The sequence below is a fragment of the Roseateles rivi genome (assembly GCF_043555845.1).
GTDB lineage: Bacteria > Pseudomonadota > Gammaproteobacteria > Burkholderiales > Burkholderiaceae_C > Roseateles > Roseateles rivi.
Genome location: NZ_JBIGHZ010000005.1, coordinates 243,499 through 266,880 on the forward strand (window position 1 = coordinate 243,499; position 23,382 = coordinate 266,880).

A 23,382-nucleotide genomic window follows, 5' to 3' on the forward strand; every position below is an offset into this window, starting at 1 on the left:
GTCAGATGGGTTTGAAGTGTTCGAAAGGCTCCAGGCAGCTGAGGCAACGGTGCAAGGCTTTGCACGCTGTCGAGCCAAAGGCGCTGAGCTGCTCGGTGTGGTGGGAGCCGCAGCGCGGGCAGGCCAGCGCGGCCGCACTGGCGCGACGGTGAAAGCGCAGCGGCTGTTCAGCGCTTGCCGCCGCTGTGCCGCAGCGGGCCGGCCCCGGCGGGGCAATGCCATAGGCGCGCAGCTTTTCCAGCCCTTGCGGGTCTATCCAGTCGGTGGTCCAGGCCGGGGCGCGCTGCAAGCTGATGCGCACCGGGCCCCAGGGAGCCAGCGCTTCTTGCACCAGTTGCTGAATCAGCTCCGTGGCCGGGCAGCCCGAGTAGGTGGGCGTGAGCACCACCTCCAGCACGGGCTCGGCTGCGGCATCGTGGGCATCGGCCGCACTCAGGTGCAGCTCGCGCACCTCGCGAACAATGCCCAGCTCGACCAGGCTGATCACCGGCACCTCGGGGTCCATCACCCCGCGCAGGGCCTCCCAGGCCGCCGCCACACGCGGCGCGGCCACCGGGACCAAGCCTGGAGTGGGGAGTATGGACACCGCGGCCATGATCACCACACGCCGCCGGGGTAGGCGCGCTGCAAGTACTGCATGGTGCTCAGCAGGTGGCCCATGTGCTCGCTGTGCACACCTTGGTGGCCCTGGGGCACCCAGCGCGAAGCGGCGGGCTGCTGCAGCTCGGCTTCCTCGATGAGGGCGGCCAGGGTCTGCTCCACCACCGCACGGGTGCTGGCAAAGCTCGGGCCCAGGCCCTGCGCCACAGCCGCTTGGTCGACGCTGTCGCTGATGAAGAGCTCGCCCACATAGGGCCACAGCTGCACCAGTGCAGCTTGCATGCGGCGCTTGGATTCTTCGGTGCCATCGCCCAGGCGCACAAACCAATCGGCGGCATGCTGCTGGTGGTAGTGCGCTTCTTTGGCGGCCTTGGCGGCAATGGCGGCCAGCTCAGCGTCGCGGCTGTTCTGCAGGCCCTGCCACAGTGCCAGCAACCAGCTCGAGAGCAAGAGGTTGCGCGCCACGGTGAAGGCAAAGTCGCCGCGCGGCAGCTCGGCCACCACGAGGTTGAAGTACTGGCGCTCATCGCGCAAAAAGGCGAGCTGGTCTTCGTCGTGGCCTTGCGCGTCGAGCTGGCCCGCGTGGGTCAGCAAGGCGCGGGCCTGGCCGACCAGGTCCAGCGCCATATTCGTCAAGGCCAGGTCTTCTTCCAGGATGGGGCCGTGGCCGCACCACTCGGATAAACGCTGGGAAAGAATGAGGCAGCTGTCGGCAATGCGCAGCACGTAGCGAACGTCAGCCTTGTCGCTGACCTGGATGGATTGTTGGGTCATCTCGTGATCTCCTGCCCTGCTGGGGAGCGGGCCCATGCAGCACGGCTGCAAAGGCCTGCCCGCGCTTTACATGTGGTTCACGGACTCGGGCAGCTCATAGAAGGTGGGGTGGCGGTACACCTTGTCTTCCATGGGGTCGAAGTACATGCTCTTCTGGCCGGGGTCGCTGGCGTGGATGTCGCTGGCGCGCACCACCCAGATGCTCACGCCCTCTTGGCGCCGCGTGTAGACCTCGCGGGCCATTTGCACCGCCAGCTTGGCGTCGGGCGCGTGCAGGCTGCCGCAGTGCTTGTGGTCCAGCCCGGCTTTGGAGCGGACGAAAACTTCCCACAGGGGCCATTCGTTTTTGGGCAGCGGTGTGGTCATGGTGGCTTCCTCGTGATTCAGTGCGGATGGGTTGGCGGTGTCTCAGGCGGCCTGCGCTTTGGCGGCGGCTTTGCGGGCATGGGCCAGGGCAGCTTCGCGCACCCAGGCGCCCTCTTCCCAGGCGTTGACGCGGGTTTGAAGGCGCTCGCGGTTGCAGGGGCCGTCGCCGCCGACCACGCGCCAGAACTCGTCCCAGTCGATGCGGCCGAAGTCGTAGTGCTCGCGCTCGGCGTTCCACTTCAAGTCAGGGTCGGGCACGCTCACGCCCAAGACCTCGGCCTGCGGGATGGTGGCGTCCACGAACTTCTGGCGCAGGTCGTCGTTGCTGATGCGCTTGATACCCCAGCGCATGGACTGCTCGGAGTTGGGGGAGTCTTTGTCGTGCGGCCCGAACATCATGAGCGAGGGCCACCACCAGCGGTTGACGGCGTCTTGCACCATGGCTTTTTGCTCGGGCGTGCCTTTTTGCATCATCACCAGCAGGCTCTCGTAGCCCTGGCGCTGGTGGAAGCTCTCTTCGCGGCAGATGCGAATCATGGCGCGCGCATAGGGCGCGTAGGAGCAGCGGCACAGCGGCACCTGGTTCATGATGGCCGCGCCATCGACCAGCCAGCCGATCACGCCGATGTCGGCCCAGTTCAGCGTGGGGTAGTTGAAGATGGAGCTGTACTTGGCCTTGCCCGAATGCAGGGCCTCGAGCATTTGGTCGCGCGTGGTGCCCAGGGTTTCAGCAGCGCTGTAGAGGTAGAGGCCGTGGCCGCCCTCGTCTTGCACCTTGGCCAGCAAGATGGCTTTGCGCTTGAGCGTGGGCGCGCGCGTCACCCAGTTGCCCTCGGGCAGCATGCCCACGATTTCGCTGTGCGCGTGCTGGCTGATCTGGCGCACCAAGGTCTTGCGGTAGTGCTCGGGCATCCAGTCTTTGGCCTCGATGAAGTCGCCCGCATCGATGCGCGCTTCAAACGCCGCCGTGCGCGCGAGCTCTTCGGCGCTTTGCAGCTTGGCCGCTTGGTCTTGGGGACCAACGCTCATGGCTTGGGTGTACATAGGTTTTCTCCGTCAGTCGTTGACCGCGCTCAGCGCGGTCTGCGGTCCACCACGCGGCGGGCCTTGCCCACCAGCGTGCGTTCGATGGATTCAGGCGCCCCCACGTCCACGCGCGTGGAGACCCCAATCAGCGTCTTGATGCGGTGCTGCAAGTGGCGGCTCAGCTCAGCGGCGCGCGACAGCGGCACGCCGCTGCGCAGCTCGGTGCGCACGCTCACCTCGTCGAGCAGGCCCTCGCGCGAGACCACCAGCTGGTATTGGCCCGACAGCTCGGCCTCTTGCAGCACCAGCTCTTCAATCTGCGAGGGGAAAAGGTTGACGCCGCGGATGATGAGCATGTCGTCGCTGCGGCCCACGATCTTGCCAATGCGCCGCATGCTGCGCGCCGTGGGCGGCAGCAGCCGCGTGAGGTCGCGCGTGCGGTAGCGCACCATGGGCAGCGCCTCTTTGCTCAGCGTGGTGAAGACCAGCTCGCCCTCGGCGCCGTCGGGCAGCACCTCGCCAGTTTCGGGGTCGATGATCTCAGGGTAGAAATGGTCTTCCCAAATCACCGGGCCGTCTTTGGTTTCAATGCACTCATTGGCCACGCCCGGGCCCATGATTTCAGACAGGCCGTAGATGTCCACCGCGTCGATGCCGGCCTTGCGCTCAATCTCCTGGCGCATGGCTTCGGTCCAGGGCTCGGCGCCAAAGATGCCCACGCGCAGCGACATCTGTGCCGGGTCCAAGCCCTGGCGCTCGAACTCCTCGATGATCACCTGCATATAGCTGGGCGTGACCATGATGGCATCGGGCTTGAAGTCCTGGATCAGCTGCACCTGCTTTTCGGTCTGGCCGCCGGACATGGGAATGACCGTGCAGCCCAGCCGCTCGGCCCCGTAATGGGCGCCCAGGCCACCGGTAAAGAGGCCGTAGCCATAGGCCACGTGGACGATGTCGCCCGCGCGCACGCCACTGGCTCGCAGCGAACGCGCCACCAGCTGCGCCCAGGTGTCGATGTCGTTTTGCGTGTAGCCCACCACTGTGGGCTTGCCCGTGGTGCCGCTCGACGCATGCACGCGCACCACCCGCTGGCGCGGCACGGCAAACAAGCCAAAGGGATAGTTGGCGCGCAAATCGGCCTTGGTGGTGAAGGGAAAGTGGCGCAGGTCCGCCAGCTGCTGGAGGTCTGAGGGGTGCACGCCCTTGGCATCAAACGCGGCCCTGTAGTGCGGCACATGCTCGTAGGCGTGCTGCAGCGTCCAGCGCAGGCGCTGCAGCTGCAGGGCCTGCAGTTCGTCGCGGCTGGCACGCTCTATGGGCTCAAGCTCAGATGCAGGGAACGGCAGAGACATCACTCACTCCAGTCGTGGAAGTTGCCGAATCAGCCCAGCTCGGGCAGCACACACTTGCCCTTGAGGGCGTAAGACTTGCCGCGCATCACCGCCACCAGGCTGCCGTCGGCGCGCGTCACGCGCACGTCGTACACACCGGTGCGGCCCGCCAGATGTTGTTCCTGGGCCTGGGCCAGCAGCACATCGCCCTCGCGCGCCGGGGCCACAAAGTCCACGCTCAAGCCCTGGGCCACGGTGAGCACATTGCGGCTGTTGCAGGCAAAGGCAAAGGCCGAGTCGGCCAGGGTGGTGATGAAGCCACCGTGGCAGATGCCAAAGCCGTTGAGCATGTCGGCGCGCACGCGCATTTGCACCGCGGCACTGCCCGGCGCAATGGCCACCACTTCCATCCCCAGGCCGAGGCTGGCGCGGTCCTGGGCCAGCATGTGCGTACGCACGGCCTGGGCCAGCTCTTGAGGCGAGAGGGTTGCGTGGCTCATGGGCGTTGGGGGCTCAGCGGTCGGCGTAGCGCGGTGCACGCTTGTCCAAAAAGGCTTGCACGCCTTCTTGGTAGTCATGGGCTTGGCCCAGCGCGCTTTGCGCGGTGCGCTCGGCGCTGAGCGCCTCATCAAAAGGCAAGTCCATGGCGGCGTCCACCAGCGCACGCGTGCGCACCAGAGCACTCGTCGGCAAGGCCGCCAGGCGCTGCGCCACCCCCAGGGCTTCGGCAGCCAGGGTCTCGGCGGGCACACAGCGCGCAATCAGCCCCAGGCGAGCGGCCTCAGACGCGCTGAGCTTGTCGCCCAGCAGCGCCAGTTCCAGGGCTTTGGCGCGGCCCACCAAACGCGGCAGCAGCCAGGTGCCGCCACAGTCAGGGATCAGGCCGATTTTTGAGAAGGCTTGAATAAAGCTCGCGCCTTCGGCGGCCAGCACGATGTCGCAACCCAAGGCCAGGTTGGCGCCCGCGCCTGCGGCCACGCCGTTGACCGCACACACCGTGGGCACGGGCAGCGAGCGCAGGGCTCTGGCCACGGGCAGGTAGTGGTCCAGCATCAGGCCCAAGTCTTTGCGCACGCCGGGCTCGGGCCGCACCAGCGGCTCTTGCAAATCTTGCCCGGCACTGAAGGCCCGCCCAGCCCCGGTCAACACCAGGGCGCGCACCTGCTCGTTGGCGGCCACCTCCTGCAACGCCGCAGCCAAGGCGTCGAGCATCGGCGCAGTGAAGGCATTGAGTGCCTCAGGGCGGTTGAGCGTGATGTGGCAAACACCGCCCTCGATCGCTGTGGCAATGCTGGGGCTCTGCGGAGAAAACGTCATGGTGGGGACTCGCTTGAATGTGCATTACCTACCGGTCGGTAGATCATAGGAGGCCCACTTGACCCACAGCAAGACATTGGTGCGCAGATCAGCCTAGTGTTATCCCTAGGCCGATCGCCGCCTCAGGGCAAGCCCGACGCGCTGCACCCCTCGCACATCCGAGCTCAACTTGCGACGATAAACAGCCGAATACCCCGCCATCTCTGTCGGCGCAAATGGGCCAAAAGGCAAACAATTGCACAGGCGCACCGCGTCAGAAACCAGAGAAACCACAGAAACCGTGAATCTTTCACATTCCCGTGCAGGGGGTCGGCATGCTTCGAATAGCCCATCACAGCTCCATACGCCAACGCATGTTGCTGGCCTTTTCCGTCTTGATTGCCGCACTCGTGACCGCCAGCGCCGTTGCCGCCTGGCGCGTGCAGATACTCAACCAAAAAATCCAAACGCTGATCAATATCGACGTCAAAGCCCTGGATTTGTCCCGCGCATGGGCGGGCATGAGCGAGGGAAATATTCAGCGGCGCATCATCTCCATCACCCACAACGATCCTGAATTCGTCGAGGTCTTCACGCAAAAGTCCAGCGCCATCTCCAAGCAAGTCGACGAGATACAAAGGCAGCTCGGTGAACTGCCCAAGGACGCCAAAGCCAAAGCGCTCAACGATCGCATTGACGCCACCCGCAAGGACTACCAACGCGTGCGCGACGAACTGATCGCCCAGCGCAAAGAAGGCATCAACATCCTCAAGCGCACCCAAACCGACTTGCTGCCCAAGGTGGATGTGTACTTGGGCGCGTTGCAGGACTTTGCGGAATATTGCCGCGAACGAGTAGAAAGCACCGAAAAAGCGGCCATGATCGCCGCCGAGCGCACCACCACCTTGATTGTGAGCATGATGTCCGCTGCGGCCCTCTTGGCTGTGGTCATGGCTGTTTTGTTGACACGCTCCATCGTGCGACCGCTGGGCCTGGCCTCTGCCATGGCTGAGCGCATCGCCCAAGGTGACTTGAGTCAGGACATTGCCGCCGAAGGCCGCAGCGAACTGGCGGTGCTGGCTCAGAGGCTCAGCGCCATGCAGCAACGCCTCTCAGACAGCATCAGCGGTGTGCGCGGTGTGGCCGAGCAGGTGCGCTTGGCGTCCAACGAAATCGCCACCGGCAACTTCGACCTCTCCAACCGCACCGAACAAGCGGCATCCAGCCTGGAGCAAACCGGCGCGGCCATGCAGCAGTTGCGCGAAGGCGTGACCACCAATGCCGAGTCTGCCCGTGAGGCGAATCAACTCGCCCACGACACCGCGCAAGTGGCCGAGCGTGGTGGCGACATGGTGCAACAGGTGGTCTCAACCATGCGCGACATCCAGCAGGCCTCCCACCGCATTGCCGACATCATCGGCGTCATCGACGGCATTGCCTTTCAAACCAATATCCTGGCGCTCAATGCCGCCGTGGAAGCAGCCCGCGCCGGGGAACAGGGCCGGGGGTTTGCTGTGGTGGCCAGCGAGGTGCGGGCCCTGGCGCAGCGCAGCGCGCAGGCGGCCAAAGAGATCAAAGGCCTGATTGGCGCATCGGTCGACCAGGTTGAGAGCGGCAGCCGTTTGGTAGCCGATACCGGCAGCACCATCACGGAGGTGGTGCGCAGTGTGCAGAGCGTCTCGCGCGTGGTGGCCGAAATCTCCCAAGCCACATCGGCCCAGGCCGTGACATTGGGCGAGATTGGTCAGGCCATTCAGCAGCTCGACGAGATGACGCAGCAAAACGCCTCGCTGGTGGAAGAGTCGGCAGCCGCGGCCGATGGGCTGCGCCAACGCGCCGATGAGCTCTACGGTTTGGTGGCCGTGTTCCAGCTGCGCCGCTGAGTCATGCAGGTGCTTGACCGGGCCTGCAGCTTGGCTCGTTATGGCATACACCGCTCCCCATGCCCGCACAATCGGCTCCTTTGTGCTTTGACGAAGACGCTATGCCCTGCTATGCCATTGACGGGGTGCGCCCCGTGGTCCACCCCCAAGCCTTTGTCCACCCCAGCGCTGTGCTGATCGGCGACGTGCACGTGAGCGCGGGCGCCTACATCGGGCCCTGTGCATCGCTGCGTGGCGACTTCGGCCGCATTGAAATCCACGCGGGCGCCAATGTGCAAGACAGCTGCGTACTTCACGGCTTTCCCCATACCACCACCTGCGTGGAGCGTGATGGGCATGTGGGGCACGGCGCAGTGCTGCATGGCTGTGTGGTGCGCCAAGGCGCTTTGATTGGCATGAAAGCAGTGGTCATGGACGAGGCCGACATTGGCGCAGGCGCCATCGTGGCGGCCTGCGCCTTTGTCAAAGCAGGTCAGCACATTGCGCCACGCAGCCTTGCTGCAGGCATCCCCGCCAAGGTGCTGCGCGAACTCAGCGATCAGGAGCTGGCCTGGAAGCACGAAGGCACGCTGGCCTATCAGCAGCTCACTGTGCGCTGCCTTCAAACCCTGCAGGAGGTCGAGCCCCTGCAGGAGGCCGAACCCGGTCGCCCAGCGCTGCAATTGCCCCCTCTGGCGAGCAAAATCGCCAGCCGCCGCACCTAGAGCGGCGCAGCGCCAACAGCAAGTCAACCCGCGCTCAAGAGCCGCCCTGCGCACAAACCCCAGCGGCAAGCGCGTCCACATGGGGGATGCTGCACACCTTTGAGCCTACCCCTTAGGCACAATGCGCAGCCATGTCTGACCGCGTGATTCCCCTCTATCGCGAGCCGCTGCCGCAGCGTCGGGTCGAAGTGCCCGAGGAGCTGCCCGGCCAGCCCCGCGCCAGCAGCAGCAACTGGCAGGATGCCCTGGCACGCCCGCTGCGGGACTTGCGCATCTCCGTGACCGACCGCTGCAACTTCCGCTGCGGCTATTGCATGCCCAAAGAGGTGTTCGACAAATCGCACCGCTTCTTGCCGCATGCCGAACTCTTGAGCTTTGAGGAAATCACCCGGCTGGCGCGCGTCTTTGTGGCGCATGGCGGCGTGCGCAAGCTGCGCATCACCGGCGGCGAGCCGCTGCTGCGCAAGAACATCGAAGAACTCATCGCCATGCTGGCGCGGCTGCGCACGCCAGATGGCGAGCCGCTGGACCTCACGCTGACCACCAACGGCTCGCTGCTGGCGCGCAAGGCCGAGGCCCTCAAAGCTGCGGGCCTGCAGCGCATCACCGTCAGCCTGGATGCACTGGACGACGCGGTGTTTCAGCGCATGAACGATGTGCAATACCCCGTGGCCGAAGTGCTGGCGGGCATCGAGGCCGCACGTCGCGCGGGGCTGAACCCCATAAAAATCAATATGGTGGTGCAGCGCGGCGTCAACGATCAAGACATCGTGCCCATGGCGCGCCACTTCCTGGGCAGCGGCGCAGTGCTGCGCTTTATCGAGTTCATGGACGTGGGCAGCAGCAATGGCTGGCGCATGGACCAAGTGCTGCCTTCCGACGAGGTGCTGCAGCGCCTGCAGGCGCATTTCACCCTCACGCCACTGCCTCCCAGCGCCGAGGGCGAAACCGCCCAGCGCTGGCGCTATGCCGATGGTGAGGGCGAGCTGGGCCTGATCTCCAGCGTCACCCACGCCTTTTGTGGTGACTGCAACCGCGCGCGGCTCTCCACCGAAGGTGTCTTGTACACCTGCTTATTTGCCAACCGCGGCCACGATTTGCGCGCCCTGCTGCGCGACCCCAAGGGCTATAGCGACGCCCAAATTGCCGCCGCACTGGCCGCGCTGTGGGCGCGCCGTGCCGACCGCTACTCGGAGCTGCGCGGCACTGCCGAGGCCCAGCGCGATGGCAGCCAGCGCATCGAGATGCACTACATCGGCGGCTGAGATGCACGCCCCGCCCTGGCAAAGCCCGCGCCCTGAGCAGCTCACAGGGCTGATTCTTGCTGGCGGCCAGGGGCAGCGCATGGGCGGCGTGGACAAAGGCTGGGTGATGTGGCCCGCCGCGCAAGCGCCATCACAAGCCCTGGTGCAGCATGTGCTGCAACGCCTAGCCCCCCAAGTCGGCACGGTATGGATCAGCGCCAACCGCAACGCCGAGCGCTACGCCACGCTGGGTGTGGAGCGCGTCTTCAGCGACGCCCTTCCCGGACACCTCGGGCCACTGGCCGGGTGGCATGCCGCGCTGCAAGCCCTGCACGCCCAAACCGCGCGGCAAGGCGCCTGGCTCTTGAGCGTGCCCTGTGATGCGCCACTGCTGAGCCCCACGCTGGCTGCGCGACTCTGCGCGGCGCTGTGCGCGCAAGACCGCGCCGCCTACGCGCAGACGGCTGACGGCCCCCAGCCCGTGTTTGCACTGCTGCACAGCAGCCTGCATGCCGAGCTGGCCTCAGCCCTGCAGGGCCAGCAACGCCGCGTGCTGCAGTGGCTGCAGCAGGTCGGGGCCCGCGCCGTGCTGCTGGACGCTGCGGGCGATGCCACGGCCTTTGCCAACGTCAACACGCCCGAAGCGCTGCACCAGCCCAAGCCAGACTGAAGGGCCACGCCTCAGCGCTCGAACACCGCAATGCTCTCCACGTGCGCGGTGTGCGGGAACATATTCACCGCACCGGCCAAGGTGCAGCGGTAGCCCGCCAGATGCACCAGCAACCCCGCATCACGCGCCAGGGTGGAGGGGCTGCACGAGACATACACAATGCGCTGCGGCGGCGTCCAGCCCGGTGCCAGCTCAGGGTTTTGCACCAAATCGGCCAAGGCCTTGACCAGGGCGAAAGCACCCTCGCGAGGCGGATCCACCAGCCAGCGATCAGCCACGCCGTCAGCGGCCAGCAGCTCGGGCGTCATTTCAAAGAGATTGCGCGCCACAAATTGAGCTTTGTGGCTGAGCCCGTTGCGCTGGGCGTTCTCACGCGAGCGTTGCACCAGGGCCTCGCTGCCTTCGATGCCCAACACCTCGCGAGCCTGCGTGGCCAGCGGCAAGGTGAAGTTACCCAGGCCGCAGAACCAGTCGATCACACGTTCTTGCGGCTGAACGTCCAGCAAGCGCAGTGCACGACCCACCAGCACGGTGTTGATGTGGTGGTTGACCTGCGTGAAGTCGGTCGGTTTGAAGGGCATGAGCACACCGAACTCAGGCAGCGAATAGGCCAGTTCCGGCCCACCTGGATCCAGCAGGTGCACGGTGTCGGGCCCCTTGGGCTGCAGCCACCACTGCACATCGTGGGCCTGCGCAAAGTCCCGCAGGCGCTGCAGATCGGCCGCACCCAGCGGCTGCAGATGGCGTAGCACCAGCGCCGTGACCAAGCTGCCGTTGGCCTCGCCCACGGCCAGTTCGATTTGCGGCAGGCGGTCGCGCTCGTCCATGCTGGCGACCAAGTCGCGCAGCGGCATCAGCATGGCGCTGACCTTGGGGGGCAGCACCGGACAGACCTGCATGTCGGCGATGTAGCGGCTCTTGCGCTCGTGAAAGCCCACCAGCACCTGCCCCTTTTTGGGCACATAGCGCACCGACAGCCGCGCCCGGTAGCGGTAGCCATAGGCAGGCCCTTCGATGGGGCGCGCCACGCGCTCGGGCTTGACCTTGCCCAGATGCCAGAGGTTGTCTTCCAGCACGCGCTGTTTGACCGCCACCTGGGCGGCGGGGTGCAGGTGCTGCATCTTGCAGCCGCCGCAGGACCCCGCGTGCAAGCCAAAGTGCGGGCAAGCCGGGCGCACCCGCTGCGCGCTCTCGCGCCGCATGGCGCTCATCACGGCCTGCTCCCAATTGTTCTTACGCCGGCCCACCTGCGCCTGAACTTCCTCGCCGGGAAGCGCGCCTTCGATGAACACCACCTTGCCCTCAGCGTTGTGCGCAACGCCCTGCGCCTCAAGGTCCAGGGACTCGACCTTGAGCCATTCCAATACGTCAGTCATGCGCGGATTATCCCAGCCAGCTCCACGGCTGCCGCGGCTTTGCGCTTCGAGCTGGGATTCAGAAAATCGAGTCGCGGCTCACACCGCGGCGCATCATGGCGCGCTTGAGTTTGTCCAGCGCCTCAAGCTGGATTTGCCGTATGCGCTCGCGCGTGAGCTTGAGCCGCACGGCCAACACATCCAGCGTCTCGGGCTCGCGGTCGGCCAAGCCATAGCGGCCGGCCAGCACCTCACGCTCGCGTTCGGACAAAGCCGCCAAACCATGCTGCAGCAGGTCTTCCACCTCATGGCTCAGTCGCTGCCCGACGGGGTCGGTGGCCTGGTCATCCGCCACCAAGTCCAGCCCAGACTCTGAGCCCTCACCCTGCCGGTCCAACGGTGCATCCAGCGACGTGGGGTGCTCTGCATAGGACAGCAACACCGCGATTTCGGCCACCGGGCGTTTGACCAGCAACGCCAGCTCCTCAGCCCGCGCCCCACCTCCTTGGCCGCGCTGCGCAGCCAGGGCCTCAAGCGTGCGCCGGGCTTTGAGCACCTGGTTGAGTTCGCGCACCACATGCACGGGCAAGCGCACCAATCGAGCTTGGTGCATGAGTGCTCGCTCAATGGCTTGGCGAATCCACCAGCTCGCGTAAGTGGAAAAGCGAAACCCACGCTCGGGCTCGAACTTGCCAATGGCATGCATCAAGCCCAGATTGCCCTCCTCGATCAAGTCGCTCAAGGGCAAGCCCCGCGCCATATAGCTCTTGGCGATGCTGACCACCAAGCGCAGGTTGTGCTCGATCATCATCTGCCGGGCATCGAAGTCACCCTGGCGGGCCCGCGAAGCCACTTCGAACTCTTCCTGCGGCGTCAGCAGCGGGGTTTTCCGAATGTCCCGCAAGTAGGCCTGCAGCGCGTTGCCCGGATCGGCGTCCTGGGCGACGCCCCAAGCCTCCAGCTCTACCGCTGCGGGCGGGTCCTCTACTTCACGTGCGCGATCGGGGAAATGGCTTTCGGCTTCAGCCGACGCTGTATGCATGGTGACTCCCAACGAGTTCACCACGGTCTCTGACGCGTTGCTATCGACTGGACAACATGCGGGCGGGGTCAATGGTGCGCCCATTGCGACGCACCTCGAACATGAGCTGCACCTGTTCGGCGTCCGTGGAGCCCATCTCTGCAATCTTCTGCCCGCCGCGAACCGCTTGTCCGTCTTTCACGACGAAACTTTGGTTGTGTCCATAAGCCGTCAGATACGTGGCGTTATGTTTGATGATGACGAGATTGCCATAACCACGCAATACGCCCACAAAGACGACACGACCGTCGGCTGCGGCAAACACCGGGTCCCCCGCCTTACCCGAGAAAAGCAATCCCCTGTTCTTGACTTCATCAAAGCCAGCAAGCACGGGCCCGTTGGCAGGCCACACCAGCTGCAATTCATCGGAGCTAGCGCCAGGGGACGCCGCCGACGCTGGTGAGCTGGGACTCGGAGCAGCCGTTGATGGGCGGCTCTCTTTAGGGGTTTCAGGCTTGCCTCCACGGCTGTCAAGTGGCTTTGTGTCGACACGCGCAGAGGTGACAGGCCTGGCACTGACTTGGGTGGGGTCCACCCCCGGCTGCACCACACGCAACACCTGCCCAACCTCAATGACGTTGGGGTTTTCTAGCCCATTCCACTTGGCAATGTCGCGCCAGCTCTGCCCTGCCTCCAGGGCCACACGGATGAGCGTGTCGCCTGGTTTGACGGTGTAGTAGCCAGGCTTGCCCGCATTTTCTGCACCTGGCAAAGGCTTGCCTTCGGGTAGAGCCTCTGCGGTGGGTTGCAGAGGCGGCTTGCTAGCCCCAGCTGACTTGCCGACGCTGCGCTCCTCCACCGGAGCACGGTGTGGGGTATTGGTACAGCCCGACAGTGCCAACGTCAGTGCCAGGGCACTCCACAGCCAGTAAGTCTTTGTCATCGTTTGATTTTTTTGCATGAGCGAAGTGAGGGGGAAGATCGCGCTTACATCACACCAGATTTTAGGGGGACGAAGAGCACGCTCTCATGCACTGTGCGGACGTAGCTGCTGCGCCCGGCTTGCTGCACATGATCCACCACCACCAGAGCTTGACCACGTCCGGGCAAAGACAGTGGTGCCACCAGACGCCCTCCCGGGGCCAATTGCTGCAGCCAGGGTTCGGGCAGTTCCTCCCCCCCTGCGGCCGCGACGATCACATCAAAGGGTGCTGAGGCCGCATAGCCAGCACAGCCATCGGCATACACCACGCTGACGTTGGTGTACTGCTGCAAATGCCCGCGCGCTTTGTCATGCAAGGGCTTGAGGCGCTCCACACTCACCACGCGGCGCGACAGCCGCGACAACAGTGCTGCTTGGTAGCCACAGCCCGTGCCGATCTCAAGGACTTGGCGCCACGGCGGGGCGGCTCCCTGCGTCAGCTGGCCCTGCAGGCACAGGCTGAGCATGCGCGCCACCACCGAGGGCTTGGAGATGGTCTGCCCCAACCCAATGGGCAAGGCCGTGTCTTCATAGGCCTGAGTGGCCAGAGCGCTGTCCACAAACTCATGGCGCGCCACTTCCGCAAAGGCACGCAACACCCGCTCGTCTTCAATGCCCTCGGCACGCAGGCGCTGGACCATGCGCAGGCGCACCTCTGACGAATCCAGCCCCAGGCCTGACGGCGCCGTGGTCCGCGCATGCGCCTCAGCCTGCTGCCAGTGGCGCTGAGGCTTGATCAAGACACGTGCTGCCGAAGCAGGCACCGCGCGTGGGCTCGCACCGTCGAGCTGCGTGAGCGACAGCGGAAAGCGTTTGCGCGGAGGCGCACTCATGCGCCGCCCACTTTGAGCTTCGCAGCCCAGCCAGGCAATCCGGCGTGATCGGTCAGATCCAACTGCAAGGGCGTGATGGAAACATCACCAGCGGCCGTGGCATAAAAATCCGTACCCTCACCCGCCTCGCGGGCATCACCTGCGGGCCCGATCCAATATATGGTCTCGCCACGTGGGTTGCGCTGAGCAATCAGGGGCTCGCTGACATGGCGCCGCCCCAGGCGCGTGATACGCCGCGGACGCAGATGAGCGTCAGGTCGGTTCGGAATATTGACATTGAGCAAGAACGGTTGGCTCAAATCGCCTTGCAAGAGCTCCTGCACCACGCTTCGCACCAGCGCCTGCGCACTGTCCAGGTGCGTCCAGCCCTTGTCCACCTGAGAGAACGCCACCGCAGGCACACCGAACAAATAACCCTCCGACGCCGCAGCCACGGTGCCGGAGTAGAGCGTGTCGTCGCCCATATTTGCCCCTTGATTGATACCCGAAAGCACCAAATCGGGGCGGTAATCCAAAACTCCGGTGAGGGCCAAATGCACGCAGTCTGAGGGCGTACCGTTGACGAACTTGTAGCCATTGGCGGCATGAAACACCGACAGCGGGCGCGACAGCGTCAACGCATTGGAGGTGCCGCTGGCGTTTTGCTCCGGCGCGATCACCTCAATTTCACCCAGTCCCTGCACCGCTTGCACCAGGGCCTGCAAGCCCGGGGCAAGGTAACCGTCATCGTTGGCAATCAGTATTCGCATGCGGCGCATTCTAGGCAGCCCCGGTCGCTCTAGAGCAACTCCGCACAATGCGCCACTGACCCGCAAATGATTGGCTACGTCCGCCGCCGCGCTTGCGCTAGGATCGGACAGCACAGCCACCCCCATGCCATGTCTGTAAAAGTACTCATCATCGAAGACAACCCAGTGGCCAGAACTTTTCTGGCCCGTGTTGTGCGGGAGAGTTTTTCTGACGACATGCTCATCGTTGAGGCCTGTGATCTTGAAAGCGCACGCCATCAAGTCACGGGCAGTAACGAATCGGCGGGCAATGAGTTCAAGCTCTTTCTCATCGACCTTGAATTGCCCGACGGTAATGGCTTGGAATTTTTGGCAGATGTCGCAAGCAACCCCGCGATGAAGGTCGTCACCACCTTGTATTCAGACGACGACCACCTCTTCCCTGCCTTGCAACGTGGGGCCGACGGTTACCTGCTCAAGGAAGACCGCTTTGAGGTGTTGGTGGAGGAATTGCAGCGCATCGTTCGTGGGCAGCCGCCCCTCTCGCCCGCTATTGCACGCCGCTTGCTTCAGCACTTTCGCCCCGCAGCAACGGCCAGCAGCGGCGAAGCCCCTGCAGCGGGCACGAACAATTCCTCTTTGGGCAACCTCAGCGCCACCCAACACTCCAGCCACAAAGGGGTCACGCTTGATCCCCTGCCGGAATGGGACCGCCTCACGCCCAGAGAAAACCAAGTGCTCACCTATCTGAGCAAGGGCTTCACCATCAAGGAAATTGCCAATCTGATGGGTATCAAGTGGTTCACCGTCAATGACCACATCAAGTCCATCTACAAGAAACTCAACGTCTCCAGCCGCGCAGAAGCCGCTGTATTGGCCAGCAAGCAAGGACTGGTGTAGCGCAGCCTCTCACAACAGCAAGGCTGTGAGGCAGAGCCACCGCCGGGCCTAATCGCTCAGTGCCCCACCTTGTGCACCACACGCTGCGGAAAAGGAATATCAATACCCAGCTCGGTGAGTAGACGCAAGATGGCGAGGTTGGCATCAGAGCGCGGCCCCCCTTGCCCGTTTTCGGGGTCGCAAATCCAGAAAAGCACCGTCAACTCCAGGCCATCAGCGCCGAAGTTGCTGAGCTGCACACTGGGTGCGGGGTCCTGCAAGACACGCGGCACTTGAGCCACGCACTGGGCAATGCGCGGCATGATGAGCTCCACATCGCTGCCATAGGCCACATGCACGATGGTGGTGATGAGCACCTTGGGGTCAGCCAACGAGAGGTTTTCGACTCGCGTGGTCATGAGAATCTCGTTGGGCACGATGGCTTCGCGACCATTGAGTGCGCGAATCACCGTGAAGCGCGTTTTGATGTCGCTAATGCGGCCCTCGAAGTTATCCACGCGCACCATGTCGCCGATGCGCAGAGAACGCTCGGCCAAGATCACAAAACCTGAAACATAGTTGGCTGCGAGCTTTTGCAAGCCAAAGCCAATGCCCACACCCAGGGCCCCCCCCAGCACCGACAGCGCGGTGAGGTTTACGCCCATGACATTGAGCCCCACCAGCAGCCCTACAAACAGCAGCGCAGCTCGCGAGAGGTTGGCGGCGATTTTGCGCATGGACATGTCCAAACGGCTCGACCGCATCAAGCGAGCCTCGATGGCCGAGGACAGCCACAGCGCCAGCACCATCACAAAGCCCGCTGACAAAGCGCCTTGCAACAGCTCCAGCAAACTCACCTGTGTCCCGGAAATGCTCCAGCGGATCTCATCCATATCCTTGAGCAACACAGGCAGCACGCCGGTGATCCACAAAATCGATCCGCCCCAAGCCAGCCAGGAGACGCTGCGCTCCAGCAAGACCGTCCAGCGCGCCTGCGGCAAAGCCGCACGCAGCACGCGCGCCGTGATGCGAATCACAACCAGGGCCAGCAGCACCGTCAACACGAGCTTGAACACCGCCAGCGGCTGCTCCAGCAGCACAAATACCTTGCGTGAAACAAGCCCGAGCGCCAAGGCCACAACAGGGAACAGCACGCCATCCACCACATGCTGACCAAAAAGAATCGAGTCACCCTCTGCGAGCTCTGCGCTGCGCTGCCGCCACAGCTTCACCAACACATAAGACAGGCCCAGGCAGGCCAGAAACACCCCCAGCTCCACCAGAGCAGTTGGGTGCAGGAATGAGGCCAGCAGCGCCTCCAGTTGATGGAAGTCCAAATTGTTCATGTCCTGGAAACAAATGAGCCCGGCATCGCCACAAGACTGCCGGGCTGCGTCAAAAAAATTCAGATGCCAGCCAAGGCCCGCAGGTGCACACCCACGCTGCGCGCCAGCGCTGGCAGATGGTAGCCGCCTTCCAAGACCGAAACGATGCGCCCGCCGGCGTGGCGCTGGGCCACATCCATGAGGCGCAGCGTGATCCACTCGTAGTCGGCCTCCACCAAGCCCAGCTGGCCCAGCTCATCCTCACGGTGGGCGTCAAAACCGGCTGAGATAAAGATCATCTGCGGCGCAAAGGCTTCGAGCGCAGGCATCCAGTTGGCCTCGATGAGTTCACGCACATCGCCACCTCGGGTGTAAGGCGGCACGGGCACGTTGCACATATTGGGGCCCATGGGCACGGCACCGCTGTGCGGATAGAACGGGTGCTGGAAGATGGAGACCATCAGCGCACGCTCGTCGCCAGCCAGGATGTCTTCGGTGCCGTTGCCGTGGTGCACATCAAAGTCCACCACCGCCACGCGCTGCAAGCCGTGGTGGTCCAGGGCATGGCGCGCGGCCACGGCCACGTTGTTGAAAAAGCAAAAGCCCATGCTTTGCTCGCGCGTGGCGTGATGGCCCGGTGGGCGCACGGCGCAAAAGGCGTTTTCGGCCGTACCGGCCAGCACAGCATCGGTGGCGGCCACGGCAGCACCAGCGGCGCGCAATGCGGCACGGTAGGTGTGGCGCATGGCCACGGTATCGGGGTCCAGGGCCTGCTGTTCGCCGGTGTCTTGCAAGGCTTGCAGCTGGGCGCTGAGTTCAGCCACATAGCGGTGGGTGTGCGCACGCTCCAGCGCGGGCAGCTCCACCAGCGGCGCTTCCTGGCGCTGCAAGCCTGCGTCCAGGCCCTGCACGATCAGCCAATCCTCAATCGCATCGAGGCGCTGGGGGCATTCCGGGTGCCCGGCACCCATGTCGTGACGCCGGCAGTCGGGGTGGCTGAAATAGAGGGTCGGCATAGGACTGTCTGTGGCTTTGGGGTCAGGTCATCTGGGGTATGGTGTCTTGCATGAACACCGCACCGCAGCAGACTTTGAAGGGCTTGCAAGCCCAGATTAGCACGATCATTCGAGGCAAAGACACCCAGATCCAGGACTGCCTGGCCTGCATGTTGGCCGGGGGGCACCTGCTGATTGAGGACTTGCCTGGGGTGGGCAAAACCACGCTGGCGCAAGCGCTGGCTTTGTCGCTCGGACTGAAATTCGCACGCGTGCAGTTCACCAACGACTTGATGCCGGCCGACCTGCTGGGCTACAGCCTCTATGAGCGCGACAGCGACAGCCTGCGCTTTCACCCCGGGCCGGTGTTCCACCAAGTGCTGCTGGCCGACGAGATCAACCGCGCGGGTCCCAAAACCCAAAGCGCACTACTGGAAGCCATGGAGGAGCATCAGGTCAGCATCGACGGGCAGACCCGCGCCCTGCCCGAGCCCTTCTTCGTCATCGCCACGCAAAATCCCAGCGAACAACTGGGCACCCACCCGCTGCCGGAGTCGCAGCTGGACCGCTTCACCATGTGCCTGAGCCTGGGCTACCCCGACCGGCGCGCCGAGCGCGAGCTGCTCACCGGCGTGGACCGCCGCGAGCAGCTACGCACCCTCAAACCCGTGGCCAGTGCGGCCGATTTGCTGCGCTGGCAGCAAGAGGTGCAGGCCGTGCACGCCTCTGACGCGCTGCTGGACTACCTGCAAGCCCTCATCGAAGCCACGCGCAGCGGCCAGTGGTTTGTGGAGGGGCTGAGCCCGCGCGCGGCCTTGACGGTGCTGCGCACAGCGCGCGCCAAGGCGCTTTTGCAAGGGCGCGATTACGTCAGCCCCGACGATGTGCAGGCCATCCTGCCCCAGACCATTGCCCACCGGCTGCGCCCGCGCGGCAGCAGCAGCCGGGGTGCGCGCGAACAAGTCATGGCCATGGTGGCGGCCATTCCCTTGCCCTGAGTGGCGCGCGCAGCATGCAGGAGCGACTCACCCAGCGCTGGCGGCAATGGTGGCTACAGCGCCGCCAGCGCTTCGACACCCATGCGCTGACACAGCGCAGCCTCTACATCCTGCCCAGCCGGGCCGGGCTGATGTTTGCGCTGACGCTGGCGCTGATGCTGGTGGCGGCCATCAACGATCAAGTGAGCCTGGGCTATCTGCTGGCCTTCCTGCTGGCGGGCGCAGGGCTGGCCTCGATGTACAGCACCCACGCCAATCTGCACGGCCTGCAACTGGACCTGCGCCCGCCGCAGCCCACGCATCAAGGCGACCCGCTGCTGCTGGAAGTGCGCCTGCACAACCCCGGCCAGGCCCGCTGGGGCATAGGCCTGCGGCCCCAAGGGGCGAAGGACTTGTCCGTGCAAGATGTGCCCGCGCAAGGTCATGCCTTGGTGCACCTGCAGCTGGGCGACTTGCCACGCGGTCGCCACGCTGTGCCCACACTGCACATTGAGTCGCGCTTCCCGCTGGGGCTGTTTCGTGTTTGGAGCGTCTGGCGCCCGGCCAGCACCTTGTGGGTCTACCCCGCACCCGAGGCCGAAGCCCCCGCCCTGCCCGACGGCCACGGCGGCATGGACGACGCCGGGCGCGCAGGCCCCAGCAGCGGAGACCCCGACGGCCTGCGCCCCTACCGCCTGGGTGACGCGCCACGGCGCATCGACTGGAAAAAGTCAGCCCCCGCCCTGCAGCGCCCCCAGCGCCCAGGCAGCACACCCCAGCTTTGGGTGCACGACAGCCAAGCACTGGGCGGCCGCACCGTGACGCTGCGCTGGCAAGACACCCAAGGCCTGGCCCAGGAAGCCCGCATCGCACGCCTGGCCGCCTGGGTGCAAGCCGCGCACAGCCAACAGCGGCCCTACGCCCTGGAGCTGCCGCAGCAGTGCCTGCAAGCCCAACACAGCCAGGCCCACCGCGACGCCTGCCTGCAGGCACTGGCCTTGCTACCCGGTGCTGAGGGCACTCACACCAAGGGGCGAGCATGAAGCCGCTGCCGCGCGAATCACGCGACACCCTGTTTCTGCTGGCCACCATTGCCGCCACGCTGGCGCCGCACGTGCCCAATTTGCCATCCTGGTGCACCGTGGTGGCTGTGCTCATCTTGCTGTGGCGCGCCCGACTGGCCTGGCTTTGCGCCCCGCTGCCACCGCGCTGGGTGCTGGCGGTGGTGGTGGTTGCGGTGGTGGCCCTGACGGCGCTCACGCACGACCCCTTCATCAGCCGCGAAGCCGGCATCACCTTGCTGGTGATGATGCTGGGCCTCAAGACGCTGGAGCTGCGAGCGCGGCGCGACGCCTTTGTGGTGTTCTTCCTCGGCTTTTTTGTGGTGCTGACGCAGTACCTGAACTCACAGTCGCTGCTCACCGCGCTGTGGACTCTGCTGTGCTGCTGGGCACTCTTGAGCCAGCTGGTGCTGGCCCACATGCCTAACGGGCAGCCCAGCCTGCGCCAAGCCGCCAGCGTGGCCGCGCGCAATGTGCTGTGGGGCTTGCCGGTGATGCTGCTGCTCTACGCCCTGTTTCCCCGCCTGCCGCCGCTGTGGGGCATGGCCCAAGAACCCCAGGCCCGCACCGGGCTGTCCAGCGAGCTGCAATTTGGCTCCATCGGCGCACTCACACATGACGACAGCATTGCGCTGCGCCTGCGCTTTCTGGACGAGCAAGCCCCACCGCCGCAGCAGCTGCTGTACTTTCGCACCCAGGTGCTGTCCAACTTCGACGGGCGCGTCTGGGTGCAAAACGAGCAGAGCTGGCCAGCGGATTTGCCCGGGCAAGCCGTGCGCCCCCAGGGCCGCCCTCGGGCCTACGAAATGCTGATCGAGCCCCTGAACCTGCGCGTGCTGCCGCAGCTGGAGTTCTCCGGCGCGCAGCCCGGCGCACAGTGGCCCGACGCCAGCGTCACCCTCACCCGCGGCGCCCAGCTGCAGTGGGAGTCCCCCCAGCCCGTGGGCACGCGCCAAAAACTCATGGCCATGTACTACCCGCAGGTGCGGCGCGGGCCCGAGCAATTTCACCCCATGCTGCAGGCCGACCTCGCCCTGCCCGCGGGGCTCAACCCGCGCAGCCAGCGCTTTGCGCGCGAGCTGCTGGCGCAGGTGCAAAGCAGCAGCCCGGCGCAAACGCCGCGCGCCTACGCCCAGGCGTTGCTGGCTCACATCAACGGCCAGAACTACAGCTACACCCTCAGCCCCGGCACCTATGGCCAAAACAGCCCGCACCTGATTGACGAATTCTGGTTTGAGCGGCGCGCCGGTTTTTGCGAGCACTACGCCAGCGCTTTCGTCGTGCTCATGCGCGCGGCAGGCATACCGGCGCGCATCGTCACGGGCTTTCAGGGGGCCGACGAGCAACTGCAGGACGAACACTTGGTGGTGCGCATGAGCCACGCCCACGCCTGGGCCGAGTACTGGGTGGCCGGCAGTGGCTGGCTGCGGGCCGACCCCACGGCCGTCATCGCCCCTGAGCGCGTGCAAGGCCGTACCGTGCGCCCCCGGGGCAATGCCTGGTCTGAGGCGCTGTCCAAAGTCAGCCCCGCCTTGCTGCAGCGCTGGCGCTACCACTGGGAGCTGCTGGACTACCGCTGGAAGCAAGCCGTGCTGAACTACGACCAGACCGACCAGCTCGAGCTGCTGCAACGCCTGGGCTGGCGCTCCGCAGCCGTGGCCGACCTGCTGCAGCTGGTCGTAGTGGGGCTTTGCAGCTGCGTGGCCGTTTGGGGCCTGGTGCTGGCCTGGCGGCGCCGCGACCACAGCCCCTGGGCACGCCTGCGCCAGAGCTGCGTGCGCCAACTCCAGGCCCTGGGCCTGCCCGCGCAACACCACCAAAGCCCACGGCACTGGGCCGAGCTGGCCCAGCAGCGCTGGGGCAATGACGCCCATGAGCTCTGCACCCTGCTGCTGGAGTTGGAGCAAGCCCGCTACGGCGCAAGCTCTGGCGCGCACGAACGCCCCCGCACTTTGGGGGCGGTGGGCGGGCTGCGCTGGTGTTTGAGCCTGCGCTGGAGCTGCCAGAGACTGCGTCAACGCGGTGATACTGGCAGGCCGCACACAGCCGCAGCCAGCGCCAGCTCATGACTCTTTGCCCCGGCCCCCGCCATCACCTCACCCGCCCCTGGCGCACTCGCGCTCAAAGCCTGAGCCAGCACAGCGCTGCGCTGCTCCTGGCCGCAGCCCTTGCCGCTGCCCATTCAGCCGCGCTGGCCGCACCTGCAAGCCCTGCGGGTGAGATGCAAGGCTCCGCGCAAAAATCACCTGCAGCAGCCAAGAAGGCGGTGCCCAAGCGCAACAAATCCAGCAAGAAATCTGGCAAGGCCAAGGTGGCAGCGGTTGAAGCCGCCACGCCCTATGGCCAGCGCCCGGACGTCATGGCCTTTGCCGACAGCGTGGCCGCAGCCCAGGGCCGCGACGCCACCGCGCTGCGCCAGGTGCTCGCGCAGGCCCAGCGCTTGGCACGCGTGCAGCAGCTCATCATGCCGCCGGCCGTGGGCACGGCCAAGGATTGGGGCGCCTACCGGGACCGCTTCATCGAGCCCCGCCGCCTGCAAGCCGGTCTGGCCTTTTGGGACACCCACCAAGCCGCGTTGCAGCGCGCCCAAGAGCGCTGGGGCGTGCCCGCGGCCGTGGTGGTGAGCCTCGTCGGTATCGAGACCTTTTACGGCCGCATCACGGGTGGGTTTCGCGTCATCGACGCACTGGCCACGCTGAGCTTTGATTTCCCCAGTGGCCGCTCCGACCGCAGTGCCTTCTTCCGCGACGAGCTGACGCAGTTCCTCGCCCTCACCCAGCGCGAAGGCCTGGACCCCCTCGCCCTCAAAGGCTCTTACGCTGGGGCCATGGGTTGGGGCCAATTCATGCCGGGCAGCTGGAACCGCTACGCGCTGGACTTTGACGGCGACGGGCATGTGGACCTCATCAACAGCCCGGTCGACGCCATCGGCTCCATCGCCCACTACCTGGCCGAGCACGGCTGGCAGACGGGCGCACCCACGCACTTTGCCGTCACCCCGCCCAGCGACGGGGCGGCCCGCGCGCGGCTGCTGGAACCGGATATTCGCCCCAGCTTCAGCGCGGCGGACTTTGCAGCCGCTGGCGCGCAACTGAGCCCTGCAGGCCAAGCCCATGCCGGCCCGCTGGCCCTGGTGGAGCTGCAAATGGGCGGCGCCACGCCGGTGTATGTGGCGGGCACGCAGAACTTCTGGGTCATCACGCGGTACAACTGGTCGGCCTACTACGCCATGGCCGTGATCGAGATGGCCGACACGCTCGCAGCTTTGCGCTCCGGCGCCAGTGCCACAGCACCTGCAGCGTCACAGACCACACCTTGAGTTGACGCTGCGC

Annotated in this window: 23 protein-coding genes; 9 read left to right on the forward strand and 14 right to left on the reverse strand. The window is 65.3% G+C overall.

All coding sequences use genetic code 11. The annotated features are described in order from the left end of the window. Position 1 precedes the first annotated feature (1 nt). The 7 genes from paaD to ACG0Z6_RS13840 all read right to left on the reverse strand — a co-directional run bounded on the left by paaD (position 2) and on the right by ACG0Z6_RS13840 (position 5,414). Positions 2-595: a 1,2-phenylacetyl-CoA epoxidase subunit PaaD gene (paaD, locus tag ACG0Z6_RS13810; protein ID WP_394462349.1), complete on the reverse strand. Its 594-nt coding sequence runs from the start codon at positions 593-595 to the stop codon at positions 2-4. A gap of 2 nt (positions 596-597) precedes the next feature. Further along, on the reverse strand, positions 598-1,374 hold the full coding sequence (paaC, locus tag ACG0Z6_RS13815; RefSeq protein ID WP_394462351.1) for a 1,2-phenylacetyl-CoA epoxidase subunit PaaC: 777 nt from the start codon (positions 1,372-1,374) through the stop codon (positions 598-600). 66 nt (positions 1,375-1,440) lie between these two features. Beyond that, positions 1,441-1,740 carry a 1,2-phenylacetyl-CoA epoxidase subunit PaaB gene (paaB, locus tag ACG0Z6_RS13820; RefSeq protein ID WP_394462353.1) on the reverse strand — a complete coding sequence of 100 codons (300 nt, stop codon included), beginning with the start codon at positions 1,738-1,740 and terminating at the stop codon, positions 1,441-1,443. 42 nt (positions 1,741-1,782) lie between these two features. Continuing rightward, positions 1,783-2,784 carry a 1,2-phenylacetyl-CoA epoxidase subunit PaaA gene (gene paaA / locus ACG0Z6_RS13825; RefSeq protein ID WP_394462355.1) on the reverse strand — a complete coding sequence of 334 codons (1,002 nt, stop codon included), beginning with the start codon at positions 2,782-2,784 and terminating at the stop codon, positions 1,783-1,785. Between the two features lie 29 nt (positions 2,785-2,813). Continuing rightward, on the reverse strand, positions 2,814-4,118 hold the full coding sequence (paaK, locus tag ACG0Z6_RS13830; protein WP_394462357.1) for a phenylacetate--CoA ligase PaaK: 1,305 nt from the start codon (positions 4,116-4,118) through the stop codon (positions 2,814-2,816). A gap of 29 nt (positions 4,119-4,147) precedes the next feature. Then, entirely contained in the window at positions 4,148-4,597 is a 450-nt protein-coding gene (paaI, locus tag ACG0Z6_RS13835) for a hydroxyphenylacetyl-CoA thioesterase PaaI (protein ID WP_394462359.1), read from the reverse strand. Between the two features lie 13 nt (positions 4,598-4,610). Then, positions 4,611-5,414 carry an enoyl-CoA hydratase-related protein gene (locus ACG0Z6_RS13840; RefSeq protein WP_394462361.1) on the reverse strand — a complete coding sequence of 268 codons (804 nt, stop codon included), beginning with the start codon at positions 5,412-5,414 and terminating at the stop codon, positions 4,611-4,613. Between the two features lie 314 nt (positions 5,415-5,728). Here ACG0Z6_RS13840 and ACG0Z6_RS13845 point away from each other — a divergent pair, with 314 nt between their 5' ends. The 4 genes from ACG0Z6_RS13845 to mobA all read left to right on the forward strand — a co-directional run bounded on the left by ACG0Z6_RS13845 (position 5,729) and on the right by mobA (position 9,894). Beyond that, on the forward strand, positions 5,729-7,276 hold the full coding sequence (locus ACG0Z6_RS13845) for a methyl-accepting chemotaxis protein (RefSeq protein ID WP_394462363.1): 1,548 nt from the start codon (positions 5,729-5,731) through the stop codon (positions 7,274-7,276). A 101-nt stretch (positions 7,277-7,377) separates the two neighbouring features. After that, positions 7,378-7,980 (forward strand): phenylacetic acid degradation protein PaaY, encoded by a 603-nt coding sequence (locus ACG0Z6_RS13850; RefSeq protein ID WP_394462870.1) that lies wholly within the window; start codon positions 7,378-7,380, stop codon positions 7,978-7,980. A gap of 131 nt (positions 7,981-8,111) precedes the next feature. Next, a complete protein-coding gene (moaA, locus tag ACG0Z6_RS13855) occupies positions 8,112-9,245 on the forward strand; it encodes a GTP 3',8-cyclase MoaA (RefSeq protein WP_394462365.1) in 1,134 nt (377 codons plus the stop codon). A 1-nt stretch (position 9,246) separates the two neighbouring features. Next, positions 9,247-9,894: a molybdenum cofactor guanylyltransferase MobA gene (gene mobA, locus ACG0Z6_RS13860; RefSeq protein ID WP_394462367.1), complete on the forward strand. Its 648-nt coding sequence runs from the start codon at positions 9,247-9,249 to the stop codon at positions 9,892-9,894. Between the two features lie 11 nt (positions 9,895-9,905). On the opposite strand, the gene rlmD is transcribed toward mobA, so the two are convergent. Genes rlmD through surE form a run of 5 tightly spaced genes read right to left on the reverse strand, consistent with a single transcriptional unit; the run spans position 9,906 to position 14,834 of the window. After that, entirely contained in the window at positions 9,906-11,270 is a 1,365-nt protein-coding gene (rlmD, locus tag ACG0Z6_RS13865; protein WP_394462369.1) for a 23S rRNA (uracil(1939)-C(5))-methyltransferase RlmD, read from the reverse strand. Between the two features lie 58 nt (positions 11,271-11,328). Continuing rightward, complete coding sequence (gene rpoS / locus ACG0Z6_RS13870) at positions 11,329-12,291, reverse strand: RNA polymerase sigma factor RpoS (RefSeq protein WP_394462372.1); 963 nt, start codon at positions 12,289-12,291, stop codon at positions 11,329-11,331. A gap of 40 nt (positions 12,292-12,331) precedes the next feature. Then, on the reverse strand, positions 12,332-13,231 hold the full coding sequence (locus tag ACG0Z6_RS13875) for a peptidoglycan DD-metalloendopeptidase family protein (RefSeq protein WP_394462374.1): 900 nt from the start codon (positions 13,229-13,231) through the stop codon (positions 12,332-12,334). Between the two features lie 26 nt (positions 13,232-13,257). Then, entirely contained in the window at positions 13,258-14,085 is an 828-nt protein-coding gene (locus ACG0Z6_RS13880; RefSeq protein WP_394462376.1) for a protein-L-isoaspartate(D-aspartate) O-methyltransferase, read from the reverse strand. Continuing rightward, complete coding sequence (gene surE, locus ACG0Z6_RS13885) at positions 14,082-14,834, reverse strand: 5'/3'-nucleotidase SurE (protein WP_394462378.1); 753 nt, start codon at positions 14,832-14,834, stop codon at positions 14,082-14,084. Before surE ends, ACG0Z6_RS13880 begins: the two co-directional genes overlap by 4 nt. A 129-nt stretch (positions 14,835-14,963) precedes the next feature. Between surE and ACG0Z6_RS13890 the strand changes: the two genes are divergently transcribed. After that, a complete protein-coding gene (locus tag ACG0Z6_RS13890) occupies positions 14,964-15,713 on the forward strand; it encodes a LuxR C-terminal-related transcriptional regulator (protein WP_394462380.1) in 750 nt (249 codons plus the stop codon). Between the two features lie 56 nt (positions 15,714-15,769). Here the strand turns inward: ACG0Z6_RS13890 and ACG0Z6_RS13895 are convergent, their stop codons facing one another. After that, a complete protein-coding gene (locus ACG0Z6_RS13895; protein WP_394462382.1) occupies positions 15,770-17,038 on the reverse strand; it encodes a mechanosensitive ion channel family protein in 1,269 nt (422 codons plus the stop codon). 59 nt (positions 17,039-17,097) lie between these two features. Beyond that, positions 17,098-18,033 carry a histone deacetylase family protein gene (locus ACG0Z6_RS13900; RefSeq protein WP_394462384.1) on the reverse strand — a complete coding sequence of 312 codons (936 nt, stop codon included), beginning with the start codon at positions 18,031-18,033 and terminating at the stop codon, positions 17,098-17,100. A 50-nt stretch (positions 18,034-18,083) separates the two neighbouring features. Here ACG0Z6_RS13900 and ACG0Z6_RS13905 point away from each other — a divergent pair, with 50 nt between their 5' ends. The 4 genes from ACG0Z6_RS13905 to mltB are packed head-to-tail and all read left to right on the forward strand — an operon-like array spanning position 18,084 to position 23,369. Next, on the forward strand, positions 18,084-19,010 hold the full coding sequence (locus tag ACG0Z6_RS13905; RefSeq protein WP_394462386.1) for an AAA family ATPase: 927 nt from the start codon (positions 18,084-18,086) through the stop codon (positions 19,008-19,010). A 14-nt stretch (positions 19,011-19,024) separates the two neighbouring features. Further along, the gene (locus tag ACG0Z6_RS13910; protein ID WP_394462388.1) at positions 19,025-20,032 is read left to right on the forward strand and encodes a DUF58 domain-containing protein; all 1,008 of its coding nucleotides are present in this window, start codon (positions 19,025-19,027) and stop codon (positions 20,030-20,032) included. After that, the gene (locus ACG0Z6_RS13915; protein ID WP_394462390.1) at positions 20,029-22,119 is read left to right on the forward strand and encodes a transglutaminaseTgpA domain-containing protein; all 2,091 of its coding nucleotides are present in this window, start codon (positions 20,029-20,031) and stop codon (positions 22,117-22,119) included. Before ACG0Z6_RS13910 ends, ACG0Z6_RS13915 begins: the two co-directional genes overlap by 4 nt. Next, positions 22,116-23,369, forward strand: a complete 1,254-nt coding sequence (gene mltB / locus ACG0Z6_RS13920) for a lytic murein transglycosylase B (protein WP_394462392.1) — start codon at positions 22,116-22,118, stop codon at positions 23,367-23,369. The genes ACG0Z6_RS13915 and mltB overlap by 4 nt, the downstream gene beginning before the upstream one ends. The last annotated feature ends 13 nt before the right edge of the window (positions 23,370-23,382 follow it).